This window comes from Chelatococcus caeni (genome assembly GCF_014196925.1).
Classification (GTDB): domain Bacteria; phylum Pseudomonadota; class Alphaproteobacteria; order Rhizobiales; family Beijerinckiaceae; genus Chelatococcus_A; species Chelatococcus_A caeni.
The window spans coordinates 427980-440840 of the sequence record NZ_JACIEN010000003.1 but is presented as its reverse complement, the minus strand read 5'-3'; the positions used below and the strand labels follow the sequence as shown (position 1 = coordinate 440840).

12 protein-coding genes and 1 tRNA gene are annotated in these 12861 nt (G+C 68.2%); 4 read left to right on the top strand and 9 right to left on the bottom strand.

Translation table 11 applies throughout. The features are described 5' to 3' along the window. Window positions 1-119 precede the first annotated feature (119 nt). Complete coding sequence (locus GGR16_RS14975) at window positions 120-1511, top strand: adenylate/guanylate cyclase domain-containing protein (RefSeq protein WP_019401670.1); 1392 nt, start codon at window positions 120-122, stop codon at window positions 1509-1511. Between the two features lie 4 nt (window positions 1512-1515). Here GGR16_RS14975 and GGR16_RS14970 read toward each other — a convergent pair whose 3' ends face one another. Next, a complete protein-coding gene (locus tag GGR16_RS14970; protein WP_019401669.1) occupies window positions 1516-1821 on the bottom strand; it encodes an AzlD family protein in 306 nt (101 codons plus the stop codon). Further along, window positions 1814-2530: an AzlC family ABC transporter permease gene (locus GGR16_RS14965; protein ID WP_019401668.1), complete on the bottom strand. Its 717-nt coding sequence runs from the start codon at window positions 2528-2530 to the stop codon at window positions 1814-1816. Before GGR16_RS14965 ends, GGR16_RS14970 begins: the two co-directional genes overlap by 8 nt. Before the next feature lie 215 nt (window positions 2531-2745). Between GGR16_RS14965 and GGR16_RS14960 the strand changes: the two genes are divergently transcribed. Together GGR16_RS14960 and GGR16_RS14955 are read left to right on the top strand one after the other, a co-directional pair. Then, window positions 2746-4407, top strand: a complete 1662-nt coding sequence (locus GGR16_RS14960) for a TadE/TadG family type IV pilus assembly protein (protein WP_183317096.1) — start codon at window positions 2746-2748, stop codon at window positions 4405-4407. Between the two features lie 142 nt (window positions 4408-4549). Next, window positions 4550-4625 (top strand) — tRNA-Ile (locus tag GGR16_RS14955). 57 nt (window positions 4626-4682) lie between these two features. Here the strand turns inward: GGR16_RS14955 and GGR16_RS14950 are convergent. Continuing rightward, window positions 4683-5105 carry a RidA family protein gene (locus GGR16_RS14950; protein ID WP_183317095.1) on the bottom strand — a complete coding sequence of 141 codons (423 nt, stop codon included), beginning with the start codon at window positions 5103-5105 and terminating at the stop codon, window positions 4683-4685. 77 nt (window positions 5106-5182) lie between these two features. Then, window positions 5183-6031 carry an SDR family oxidoreductase gene (locus GGR16_RS14945; RefSeq protein WP_183317094.1) on the bottom strand — a complete coding sequence of 283 codons (849 nt, stop codon included), beginning with the start codon at window positions 6029-6031 and terminating at the stop codon, window positions 5183-5185. Between the two features lie 97 nt (window positions 6032-6128). Here GGR16_RS14945 and GGR16_RS14940 point away from each other — a divergent pair, with 97 nt between their 5' ends. After that, the gene (locus GGR16_RS14940) at window positions 6129-7031 is read left to right on the top strand and encodes a LysR family transcriptional regulator (RefSeq protein ID WP_183317093.1); all 903 of its coding nucleotides are present in this window, start codon (window positions 6129-6131) and stop codon (window positions 7029-7031) included. Between the two features lie 20 nt (window positions 7032-7051). On the opposite strand, the gene lpdA is transcribed toward GGR16_RS14940, so the two are convergent. From lpdA to GGR16_RS14915, 5 genes are all read right to left on the bottom strand, one after another. Then, entirely contained in the window at window positions 7052-8446 is a 1395-nt protein-coding gene (gene lpdA, locus GGR16_RS14935; RefSeq protein WP_183317092.1) for a dihydrolipoyl dehydrogenase, read from the bottom strand. A gap of 8 nt (window positions 8447-8454) precedes the next feature. Next, complete coding sequence (locus GGR16_RS14930; RefSeq protein WP_183317091.1) at window positions 8455-9747, bottom strand: dihydrolipoamide acetyltransferase family protein; 1293 nt, start codon at window positions 9745-9747, stop codon at window positions 8455-8457. Beyond that, the gene (locus tag GGR16_RS14925) at window positions 9748-10761 is read right to left on the bottom strand and encodes an alpha-ketoacid dehydrogenase subunit beta (RefSeq protein ID WP_019404513.1); all 1014 of its coding nucleotides are present in this window, start codon (window positions 10759-10761) and stop codon (window positions 9748-9750) included. Between the two features lie 3 nt (window positions 10762-10764). Beyond that, complete coding sequence (locus GGR16_RS14920) at window positions 10765-11997, bottom strand: 3-methyl-2-oxobutanoate dehydrogenase (2-methylpropanoyl-transferring) subunit alpha (protein ID WP_026015544.1); 1233 nt, start codon at window positions 11995-11997, stop codon at window positions 10765-10767. Window positions 11998-12221: 224 nt separating this feature from the next. Next, on the bottom strand, window positions 12222-12656 hold the full coding sequence (locus tag GGR16_RS14915; RefSeq protein ID WP_183317090.1) for an EF-hand domain-containing protein: 435 nt from the start codon (window positions 12654-12656) through the stop codon (window positions 12222-12224). Window positions 12657-12861: the final 205 nt, after the last annotated feature.

Below are 12861 nucleotides of genomic sequence, written 5' to 3'. Positions count from 1 at the left end.
TTTTTGAGCTTTCCGGCACGGCTGCTGTCGTGCCGAAAGATGCGCGCGGACATGGGGCGCGAGATTTTTCAGCTGCCCGCCTCTTGGCGCGGCCTGCGCACAATCACAATATAGGCGGAATGACCACCGAAGAGATCGCTTCAGCGGCGGCGTTGTCGCCCGCGCTCACCGATGCCGGCGTTCGTGTTCCGGGCAGCGCCGAGAGGATCCTGCCCGGTGCCGACGGCCGTGGCGTCGACGGCGCAGTCGCCCCCGTTCCGCAGCGGCGGGACGGCGATGGGAAGGACGGCGCCGCCGGGCCGTTCGACTGCCCGCAGTGCGACAGCACCTACATGCTCGCCGGCCAATTGTCGCCCGACGGCCTGAGGGCGAGCATCGCGCTGCGTGACTGGCTCTTGAGCGAGGCGCGGCAGATGCGCGATTCCGTCGCCATCGTCGCCGGCATGTGCGAGCGCATGCTGGCCGCCGGCCTGCCGATCGACCGGGTGTCGCTCACCATCAAGACCCTGCACTCGCTGCATGCCGCCATTTCGCGCACCTGGATCAAGGGGGCGGGCGTCACCCTGCAGGCGTTCCCCTACCGGGTTGAATCGCACGACGGCTATCTGCGCAGCCCCTTCTATGCCGTGCACCAGGCGCGCCGGCCGTTGCAATTGTGGCTGCCGAAGACCGCGGAGGACTGCTACGGCATCGTGCCGGAGCTGAAGGAGGCCGGCTACACGCACTATCTGTGCTTCCCGGTGTTCTTCGCCAACGGCGATGCGAACGGCATCGCCTTCGCCACCAAGTCCCCCGAAGGCTTCTCGCCTGAGCACCAGGCGCTGATCGAGGCCGTCATGCCGGCCATCGGCGCGGTGATGGAGATCACCGCCGGCTACATCACGCTCGGCCATGTGCTGCGCACCTATATCGGCGACGAGCCGCAGAAGCGCGTGCTGTCGGGAGACGTGCGGCGCGGGGAGGTGACGCGCATCCGTTCGGCCATCCTCTTCGCCGACATGCGCGGCTATACGCGCTTGACCTCGAATCTCGCGCCGGAGGAGACGGTCGACCTGCTCAACGGTTATTTCGACTGCCTCGTGCCGCCCATCGAGAGCGAGGGCGGGGAGGTGCTGAAATACATGGGCGACGGCCTGCTCGCCATCTTCCGCGACCGGGGGGACGACACGGGCGCGGCCGCCCAGTCGGCGCTCGATGCCGCCCAGGCGGGCCTTGCGCGTCTTGCGTCCGCCAATGATGCGGGCGAGCTGCGCGTCCGGCTCGCCGCCGGCATCGCCCTTCACCATGGCGAGGCGGCCTATGGCAACGTCGGCTCTGGCGACCGGCTGGATTTCACGGTCGTGGGACGGGACGTCAACGTGACGAGCCGCGTCGCCAAGCTCAACCGCCAGCTCGGCGAGCCCCTGCTGATGACGCGCGCCTTCGTCGAGCACCTGTGGGCCGATCCGCACCGGCTCGGCCATTACGAGCTCGACGGCCTGAGCGACGCGGTCGAGGTCTACCGGCCCTAAAAGATCAGAGCGGCAGCGCCCGCAGCAGGGCGGCGCAGGCGACGCCGGCCAGCATGGCGCCGACGGCGCTGCGCGTCAGCACCATCACCAGCCCCGCCGTCGCCACCGCCAGCATCGCTGTCGGCCCACCCTTCACGGCCGCCGGCACCACCAGCGCCACGATGACCGACATGGCGAGATGGCGCAGGAAGGCCTCGATGCGCGGCGTGATCGGCACGAAGCTCATGATGACGACGCCGCCGATGCGGGTGAGGAGGGTGACCGCCGCCATGAGCGCGATGGCGAGGAGGGCGGTGGTCTCGTCAACCATGCCGGAGCGCCCCCGTGATGCCGCCGGCGAGCGCCCCTGCGACGACGTGCCAGCCGAAGGGCAGCACCCAGGCCCCGACGAGGGCGACGGCCGCCGCGACAATCCACGGCACGAGGTCGGGCAGGCCGCGCCACTGGCCGACGACGGCCGCCGTGAAGAACGAGATCATCAGGACGTCGAAGCCGAAACGGGTGAGGTCGCCGAGGTTGGCGCCGAGCACGGCACCGACCGCGGTGGCGAGGATCCAGGCGACCCACATGAGGAGCCCGCTGCCGAGAATGAGGCCGGCATCGGTCTCGCCGCGCTGCAGGGCGCGGGTGGCCTGGGCCCAGTTGGGGTCGCTCAGCACGCTGAGGACCGCATAGCGCTTCGCCACCGGCAGGTGGAGCAACCAGGGAGCGAGCGCCGCGCCGAGCAGGATGTGGCGGGCGTTCACCGCAAAGACCGTCAGCGCCAGCATCAGATAGGGCATGGGCGAGGCCCACAGGTCGAGCGCGGCGAACTGCGAGGCGCCCGCGAAGACGAGCGCGCTCATGAGGACGGAGAGGGTGGCCGGCAGCCCCTTCTCGATGGCTGCGGCGCCGAAGGCGATGCCGAACGGGATGACGAAGATGGCGACCGGCGCGATCTCACGCGCGCCGTCGACGACCCCGCGCAGGGTCAGTGTCGCTGTTCGGGCCGTCCTTGCGGGCGCGCCGTGCGCGTTCATGACAGGTCCTTCCTGGTGCCGACCGCGAGAAGCCGGCATGGCTCGCCTCCTGTCAACCGGCCCGGGCGCTCGGCAGCTGCGCATCCGCCGCAGGGCCGAGGGGCGCCAACATCGCTAGCGCCGGGTTAAGCCGCTCGGCGAAACACGCGGGTCGGGCGAAACCAGCACTTTACGGCTCTGTGGCATCGTCATCCCGTTGCCATCGAGGTCCGCGGATGACGCCCGACAAGTCCAACCCGCTGCCGCTCCGGTTCTCGGCCGATCAGGGCGGCAACATCGCCATCTGGTTCGCGCTCGCCCTGCTGCCGCTCGTCTTTTCCGTGGGCGTCGCGGTCGATTATTCCCGGGCCGCCACCCTGCGCACCAAGCTGCAGCGCGCGACGGACGCGACGATCGTGGCGATCGCCCCGCTCGCCTCGCAGAAATCGAAAGCGGAACTGCTCACGATCGCGCAGACCTATTTCGACGCCATGATGGGGCCGGACCTGTCCAAGATGGGCGGTTCGGCGGCGCATATCGACGACATCTGGATCAGCAACGCCCAGACGGAGATGAAGCTCTACACCTCGGCGGCCTATCCGCCGATCATCATGAACATCGGGCGGCTCAGCAAGGAGGCGATCCCGATCAGCGCCTATACGCGCACCGTCATCTCCAACGACACCTTCGAGATCGCGCTCGTCATGGACAACTCGGGCTCGATGGGCGCCACCGTGGGCGGGCGCACCAAGATGGCGGCGACGAAGGACGCGGCGAAGAAGCTGGTCGATACGATGTACGCCAGCCCCGCCGTCGCCGAGCGCACCAAGATGTCGGTCGTGCCGTTCACGCTGTCGGTCAAGGTCGGCGCGCAATACTACAACAAGACCAATCCGTCTGCCTCGGCCCCATGGCTGGATCTCGGAGCGAAGTCGTCGATCCATTGGGAGAACATCAAGCTCGATACGAGGTCGGGCGCCTGGAACCCGGCATCGCGCTTCGCGCTCTTCAAGGAGCTTGGCGTCGATTGGGCCGGATGTGTCGAAACGCGGCCCGGCGAGCACGGGGTCAAGGACACCCCCGTCAGCCAGAGCGACGGCAACAGCTATTTCGTGCCGCAGTTCGCGCCGGACGAGCCTGGGACGAAGGACCAAACCACCACGATCTACAGCGGCCGCTTCACCAACAGCTATATCGACGACAATGGAGGCGGCTGCAGCTCGTCGCCGAGCTCCGAAACCGACGCGCAACAGCGGGTGTGCAAGTACAAGATCGGTGGCGTTTCATCAAAGCGCAGCAACTCCCGCGGCCCCAACGCGAGCTGCGACGCGCGCGAGCTGACCCGCCTGACCGGCACCGCGCAGACGATCCGCAGCGCCATCGACCAGATGAACGCCTCGGGCAACACCAATCTGTTCGAGGGCTTCATGTGGGGCTGGCGCACCATCTCGCCCAACACGCCCTTCGCCGAAGGTCGCCCCTATGGCACGGAGAACAACCGCAAGATCATCATCCTGATGACGGACGGCGACAATGTGTGGAACTCGGCGAGCAACACCCTGAACAGGTCGATCTACTCGCCCTTTGGCTATTATACGAACAACCGGCTGGCGACCAACGTGACGACCTCCGCCAAAGCCACCACCGTGATGGACGGCAAGACGCTGGAGGCCTGCACCAACGCCAAGGAGAAGGGCGTCATCGTCTATACGGTGGCCTTTTCCACGCCCAACGACCCCATCAGCAATGCCGGCCTGACGCTCTTGACCAACTGCGCATCCATCGACCCGACCGATTCGAGCCACCGGCTCGCCTATATCGCGGCGACGCCCGACGAGATCATCGCGGTCTTCGAAGAGATCGCCCGCAACATCGGGGCGCTGCGCATCGCCGAGTGAGGACAGGCGGGCGATGACAACCAGCCGGCGGCGGGCGGTATTGTCAGCGCCCGTCGCCTATGCCATGGAAACCCGGCGCCGCGGGAACGTTTCTGTGCGATAGCTGTGCCATGAGACGCGTCGGCGGCGCCAAGTCCTTGATGGGCCAGTAGCTCAATGGTTAGAGCCGGCCGCTCATAACGGTCTGGTTGCAGGTTCGAGTCCTGCCTGGCCCACCATGTATTTCAAGTGCTTAGGTGCTGGGCCTGCGCCGCCAGCGAAATCTCCAACGAAACTCAATGCTCGTCCGCAGCCGGACCGCCTATCGTCGCAGGAATGCGGGCGATGACCTTGATTTCGAAGTCGAAGCCCGCGAGCCAGTTGACGCCGACTGCCGTCCAGTTCGGATAGGGCGGTGCGCCGATCTCCTCCGCCCGCACGGCCAGCACGGTCTCGATCTGTTCGTCCGGCCTCGTGTGGAAGGTGGTGACGTCGACGACGTCGTCGAAGCTGCATCCGGCCGCGGCGAGGACCGCGCGCAGATTGACGAAGGCGAGCCGGACCTGGTCCTCGAACACGGGTTCCGGCGAGCCGTCCTCACGGCTTCCGACCTGGCCCGAGACGAAGAGAAGATCGCCGGAGCGAATGGCCGCCGAATAGCGGTGAACGTCATACAACGCATGGCGGTTGGCCGGGAAAATGGCGTCACGTCGAGGCATCTTGTGTTCCTTTCTGTCTTGGCAAGAGGGGCGGCCGGAGCCGGTTGACGTTTGTTTGCAGAACTGCACGGGGCGGGTCACAGCCGCGCCAGCTCCTCTTCCGTGAAATCCGCTGTTTCCGCGATGTGCTTCTGCCGGTCGAGTTCGTCGATGCGTCCCGCGAGAGCCTTGCGGACGCCGGCATAGGCCTCGGCGCCGAGCACCAGCCGCTTCGGCAGGGGAGGGTCCTGATCGGCAAGGCGGATCATCGCGTCCGTCATTCGGTCGGGGTCGCCCTTGATCACCCAGGACCCGTGCAGCGCCTCGCGGATGCGGTCGGCGGGCGTCCCCTCATAGGCCGCGAGCGGCCGCGTGCGGGCGAGATTGTCGCCGAAGCTGGTTCGCGCCGGCCCCGGTTCGACGAGGGTGAAGGCGATCCCGAAGGGGGCGACCTCCTGCGCCACCGAGTCCACGAAGCCCTCGATGCCCCACTTGGTCGCGTGATAGAGGCTGAAGGCGGGGTAGGCGATCTGGCCGCCTTCGCTCGACACCTGCAGGATACGGCCGCCGCCCTGGCTGCGCAGGTGCGGCAGGGCCGCCTGGATGAGCGTGATCGAGCCGATGAGATTGGTGTCGATGATGTCCCGGACCTGCGCGTCGCTCGCCTCTTCCGCCGCGCCGAGCAGGCCATAGCCCGCGTTGCTGACGACGAGGTCGATGCGAGGGACCGTGCCGAAGGCGCGGTCGACCGCAGCGCGTACCGAGGCGGGATCCTTGAGATCCATTGCGACGATGCGAAGTGTTTCACGATGGCGGGCCCGCAGGTCGGCAAGCGCATCCTCGCTGCGGCTCGTGCCGATGACGCGGTCGCCCCTTGTCAGGGCCTTCTCGGCCAAGAGCCGACCGAGACCGGACGACACACCCGTTATGAGCCAGGTCTTCTGCATTTCTCACACCTCCTGATTGACAGAGGAGGAGATAGGGGGGCTGCATTGCGCGCATTAGCCGTTGAAATCGGCATGGGGTGATGCAAAATCCCCATCAATGCCCCGCCCGTCGCTCAATGATCTCACCGCCTTCGTGGCCGTTGCCACGCACCGCAGCTTCCGCCGCGCGGCGGACGAGATCGGGACGGCGCCTTCCACATTGAGCCATGCGATGCGGGCGCTCGAGGAGCGCATGGGCGTGCGCCTTCTGAACCGCACGACGCGCAGTGTCTCGCCGACGGAGGCCGGCTTCCAGCTGCTCGCCCGGCTTCGGCCGGCGCTCGCCTCGCTCGACGAGGCGCTCGACAGCGTGGCGGACTTCCGGGGCAATGTCGCCGGAACCGTCCGCATCAACGCGCCGCGGCTCGCGGCAGGGCTGCTCGTGCGCGAGGTTCTCCCTCGGGTGGCGGAGCGCCACCCGGATGTGACCGTGGACGTCGTCGTCGAGGGGCGGCTCATCGATATCGTGTCGAGCGGCTTCGATGCCGGCGTGCGCTTGATCGGCTCCGTCCCCAGGGACATGGTCGCCGTGCCGTTTGCCCGTGCGCTGACATTCGTTTGCGTCGCGTCGCCCGCCTATCTCGACCGCTTCGGCGAGCCGGGAACCCCCGAGGACCTGCAACGCCACCATTGCATCGGCCACCGCATGCCCAGCGGCAAGCTCTACCGATGGGAGTTCGAACGCGCCGGCCAGGAACTCGTGATCGACGCGAACGGCCCCGTCGTCCTCGATGACGAGGAGCTGATGGTCGAAGCCGCCATCGAGGGGCTCGGCATCGCCTATGTGGCGGACTGGGCCGCCGAGACGGCGCTGTTGGACGGCCGGCTGCGCAAGGTCCTCACCGCATGGATGCCCGGTCCGGAAGAGATCGCGGTCTACTATCCCGGGCATCGCGCGGTGCCGCCGGCCCTGCGCGCCTTTCTCGACGTCGTCAAGAACCTGCGGAAGACAGAGCCCTAGCCGGTCAGCGAAGCAGCCGGCTAGGCATGCAACGCGTGGCCGAGCGCCTTGAGGGCCGCTTCCTGGAAGGCTTCGCCCTGCGTCGGGTGGGCGTGGATCGTGGCGGCCACGTCCTCGAGCCGCGCCCCCATCTCGATGGCGAGGCCGAAGGCCGTCGCGAGTTCGGACACGCCCTGGCCGACCGCCTGGATGCCGAGCACCAGGTGGTTGTCGGCGCGCGCGACGATGCGCACGAAGCCGTCCTCGGCGAGGCGCGTCATGGCGCGCCCGTTGGCGCTGAAGGGGAACTGGCCGATCTTGATCTCCCGGCCGCCGGCGCGCGCCTCTTCCGGCGACTGCCCGACCGCAACAATCTCGGGATCGGTGAAGCAGATGGCGGGGATGGCCCGGACATCCCAGCTGCGGCGCCTGCCGGCGACGACCTCGGCGACCATCTCGCCCTGGGTCATGGCGCGATGCGCGAGCATGGGCTCACCGGTCACGTCGCCGATCGCGTAGATGCCGCGCATCGAGGTGCGGCATTGGTCGTCGATGCGCAGGAAGCGGCCGGCCATGTCGAGGTCGATCTCCTCGAGGCCCCAGCCGTCGGTGACCGGGCGGCGGCCGACCGCCACCAGCACCTTCTCGGCCGGGATGCGCTTCTCGCCGCTCGCGGTCTCGACGATGAGCGCATCCCCCTTGCCCGACAGGCCGCGCGCTTTGGTGCCGGTCAGCACCGAGACGCCGATCTCCTTCAGCCGCTTCACGACCGGCCGCGTCAGCTCGGCGTCGTAAAGCGGCAGGATCCGGGATTCGGCCTCCACCACGGTGACGGCGGTGCCGAGCTTGGCGAAGGCCATGCCCAGTTCGAGGCCGATATAGCCGCCGCCGATGACGACAAGCGTCCTGGGCAGCTTCGTCAGGGCCAGCGCTTCGGTGGACGAGATCACCGGTCCGCCGAAGGGCAGGTCCGGCAGCGCGACCGGCTCTGAGCCGGTGGCGATGACGATCGCCTGCGCGCGGATGACCTGCACCCCCGTCTCCGTCTCCACGGCGACGGTCTTGCCGTCCCGGAAACGGGCCCGGCCGTGGACAGACTTCACGCCGGCCTTCTTGAGGAGGTTCGCGACGCCGTTGTTGAGGCGGCCGACGATATGGTCCTTCCAGGCGATCGTCTTCCTGAGGTCGAGGGCCGGCGCGGAGACGGAGATGCCGAGCGGGGCCGAGGCGCTCGACCAATGAACGGCCTTCTCGAACTCCTCGGCCGCGTGGATCAGCGCCTTGGACGGGATGCAGCCGACATTGAGGCAGGTGCCGCCGAGCCTGCCGCTCTCGACGATCACCGTATCGATGCCGAGCTGGCCGGCGCGGATCGCACAGACATAGCCGCCGGGGCCGGCGCCGATCACGAGCAGCGAGCAAACGATCTCGTTCATCGTCTTCCTCAGCCTTCCACGAAGATCAGGGCGGGCGTCTCCAGGAGCGCCTTGATGCGCTGCACGAAGACGGCCGCGTTCCAGCCATCGATGATGCGGTGGTCGAACGAGGACGACAGGTTCATGACCTTGCGCGGAACGAATTCCTTGCCGTCCCAGAGCGGCCGCACCGCCATCCTGTTGACGCCGACGATGGCGACCTCCGGCCGGTTGATGACCGGCGTCGTGGCGATGCCGCCGAGCGCGCCGAGGGAGGTGATGGTGATCGTCGAGCCGGCAAGCTCCTCGCGTGTCGCCGTACCCTTGCGTGCTGCTTCCGCGAGGCGGTTCAGCGCGGCTGCGCAGTCCCAGATGTCGCAGGCTTCCACATGCCGGACGACGGGGACCAGCAGGCCGGCCTCGGTCTGCGTCGCGATGCCGATATGGATCCCGCCGAAGCGGCGGACGAGCCCGGCCTCGTCCTCATAGTGGGCGTTGATCATCGGCTGCTCGCGAATGGCCGTGACCATGGCGCGCATGAGGAAGGGCAGGAGCGTCAGGCGCGGACGGTCGGCGCGCTTCTCGGCGTTGAGCTTGGTCCGCAGCTCTTCGAGCGCGGTGACGTCGACCTCTTCCACATAGGTGATCGGCACGATGCGGGCATGCGCGAGCTCCATGCGCTCCGCGATGCGCCGGCGCAGGCCGATGACCTTGATCTCCTCGACCGTGTTGTCCGGCGCGAGCCTCGGCCGCGCGGTTCCGGCAGGCCCCTCGCGCAGGAAGGCGTCGATGTCCTCGTGCGTGATGCGGCCGGCGGGCCCCGTCCCCGGCACCTGGCGCAAGTCGATGCCGGCCTCCCGCGCACGGCCGCGCACCGCCGGCGAGGCGACCGGCTTCTCGCCCGAGGGCCTCGGGGCCGCCCCCATGGCGGGCGTGGCGCGCGCCGCGGGTGCCGGGGCTGGCTTCGGCTCTACCTCTTCCGCCACCGTCCCGGTCGCGGGCGGCCGGGACGGCTCCGGCTCAGCCGCTCGCACACCCGGGTCGGTCGATGCCGTTGCCGGCGCGTCGGTGTCGCCCTCACCCGGGGTCCTGAGCCGCACGAGCGGCGCGCCGACGGCCACCTTCTCGCCGATCTCCGCGCCGATCCAGGCGACTTCGCCCTCGACGGGCGAGGGAATCTCGACCGTCGCCTTGTCGGTCATCACGGCGGCGAGCACCGCGTCCTCGCGCACCAGATCACCGACCTTCACGTGCCATTCGACGAGTTCCGCCTCCGCGATCCCCTCGCCGACGTCGGGCAGCTTGACGGTGCGTTCGCCCATTCAGGCCTCCATCGCTCGCACCAGCGCCTCGCCGACGCGGGCGGGGCCGGGGAAATAGTCCCATTCCTGGGCGTGGGGGTAGGGCGTGTCCCAGCCGGTGACGCGGCCGACCGGCGCCTCGAGGTGATAGAAGCAATGTTCCTGCACGAGGGCGGCGAGCTCCGCGCCGAAGCCGGAGGTCAGCGTCGCCTCGTGCACGATCACGCAACGCCCCGTCTTACGGACCGACTCGACGATGCAATCGAGATCGAGCGGCAGCAGCGTCCGCAGGTCGATGATCTCGGCGTCGATGCCGGTCTCCTGCGCGGCGGCCTCCGCCACATAGACCATCGTGCCATAGGCGAGGACCGTGACGCTGCTGCCCTGCCGGCGCACCTCGGCCTTGCCGAGCGGGACGGTGAAATGGCCGGCGTCCACATCGCCGAGCGGATGCCTCGACCATGGCGTCACCGGCCGTTCGTGATGGCCGTCGAACGGGCCATTATAGAGCCGCTTCGGCTCCAGGAAGATGACCGGGTCGGGGTCCTCGATCGCGGCGATCAGCAGCCCCTTGGCGTCGCGCGGGTTCGACGGCACCACCACCTTCAGGCCGCAGACATGCGTGAAGAGCGCTTCGGGGCTCTGGCTGTGGGTCTGGCCGCCGAAGATGCCACCACCGGACGGCATGCGCACGACGATGGGACAGGTGAACTCGCCGTTCGAGCGGTAGCGGATGCGGGCCGCCTCCGAGACGATCTGGTCATAGGCCGGATAGACATAATCGGCGAACTGCACCTCGACGCATGGCCGGAGCCCGTAGGCCGCCATGCCGATGGCGGTGCCGACGATGCCGAGCTCGCTGATGGGCGTGTCGAAGCAGCGGGTCTTGCCGTATTTCTGCTGGAGGCCCGCCGTGCAGCGGAAGACGCCGCCGAAATAGCCGACATCCTCGCCGAAGACGACGACCTTGCCGTCCCGCTCCATGGATATGTCGATGGCCGAGCGGATGGCCTCGATCATGGTCATGCGCGGCATGGCTCAGACTCCGGCCTGATGGCGCTGGCGCCTCAGATGCGGCGGCATCTCGGCATAGACGCCCTCGAACATGTCGCGCACGGACGGCTTGCCGCCCGAATGCAGCGTGCCGTGCTTCTCGGCCTCCTTCTGCGCCACGATGACGCTGTCCATCACCTCGGCCTCCGCCTGCCTGTGCCGCTCCTCGCTCCAGGCGCCGCGCCGGACGAGGTGGTTCTTGAGCCGGATGACGGGATCGCCGAGCGGCCATGCCTCCGATTCGTCCTTGGGCCGGTAGGCCGACGGATCGTCCGAGGTGGAGTGAGCGCCGACGCGGTAGGTGACGTATTCGACGAGCGTCGGGCCGAGATTGCGCCGGGCCCGTTCGGCCGCCCATCTGGCGACGGCGTAGACGGCGAGATAGTCGTTGCCGTCGACCCGCAGCGCCGGGATGCCGAAGCCGAGGCCGCGCGCGGCGAATGTGCCGGCCCCGCCGCGCGCGATGCCCTGAAAGGTCGAGATCGCCCACTGGTTGTTGACGATGTTGAGCACGACCGGCGCCCGGTAGGTCGAGGCGAAGACGAGGGCGGCGTGGAAATCGCTCTCGGCGGTCGACCCGTCGCCGATCCAGCCCGCCGCGATCCGGGTGTCGTTACTGATCGCCGACGCCATCGCCCAGCCGACGGCCTGCACGAACTGCGTCCCCAGATTGCCGGAGATCGAGAAGAAGCCGTGCTCTTTCGAGGAGTACATGATGGGGAGCTGCCGGCCCTTCAACGGATCGGCCTCGTTGGAGAAGATCTGGTTCATCATGTCGACCATCGGGTAGCCGCCCGCAATCAGGAGGCCGGCCTGCCGATAGGTCGGGAAATTCATGTCACCGGGCTCGAGCGCCTTGCGGAAGGCACAGCTCACGGCCTCCTCGCCCATGTGCTGCATGTAGAAGGAGGTCTTGCCCTGGCGCTGCGCCATCAGCATCCGGGCGTCGAAGGCACGCAGCGTCATCATGTGGCGCAGGCCCTCGAGCAGGGCTTCGTCGGAGAGCAGGCCGCTCCAGGGGCCGACCGCCTCGCCCTCCCGGTTCAGGACGCGGATGATCGAGAAGGCGAGATCGCGAATGTCGCGCGGGTCGACGTCCACCGGCGGTCGCGGCACCGAGCCGGCCTTCGGGATCGGCACGTTGGAAAAGTCCGGCGTGCCGCCCGGCCGCACTTCCGGTTCGGGGACGTGCAGGCTGAGAGGGGGAAAGTCGTCCATCATGAAAGCCTATGTGCTTGCCGGGACTACCAGAACACGACCGTCGCGGACGCGATGCGCATGGCCGGGCCGCCCGGCCCGACCGAGGGATCGGCGGTGCCGCCCATGCGGGCCACGCAACTGCACGAGCGCCGCCCGCGCCGATCATCGGCCGGATCGGGCGCAATTTCCACTGTTGCGTGCATCGGAGAGGAGCGGCTGCGGACTGCGCAGACCCTGCGCCGTCAGTCGCAGACCGGCGTCGGCACGATATCGGGCGGAGGCGTCCGTTTCGATTCTGCGAGCGTCATCTGCCCGTCGTCACCGGCCAGCCATTTGAAGACGCGGTCGTTGTAGGTGCGCAGTTCCTCGCGCGACAGCTTGCCGTCGCCGTCGGCATCGATGCCCCTGAAGAAGCATCTGGCCACGGAGAGGGCGACGGGGGCCGGGAAGTCCTGGTCTGCGACCAGCCACGCGGCATATTCCTTCACCGTCAGCGTGCCGTTGCCGTCGGCATCGATCGCCCGGAGCTCCGCTTCGTCCGCGGCGGCGTGCTCTTCATAGGTGATCACGCCGTCGCCATTCCGGTCGATCTCGGCAAAGCGTTCGTCCTGCGTCTGTGCCAGGGCACCGGACGAGAATGCGAGCACGAGCAGGATGGCGCAGGATGGACGGATCACGGCAAACCTCCGGGCAGGCGGATATCCGTCGTCCAGTAGGCAACAATGGCGGCGGCGTCCAGCCTGCGGGTCAGCTAAGGCCTGTTCGGCTTCCACACTGTGCGTGCGGGTTCGCGGCCCCGGCGGCCGCGCCCTCCGGGGGGCTGACATCGTACCGTCGCTGGAAGGCCACTCGCGTGAAAGGTTGATATCAACAGATATAGGT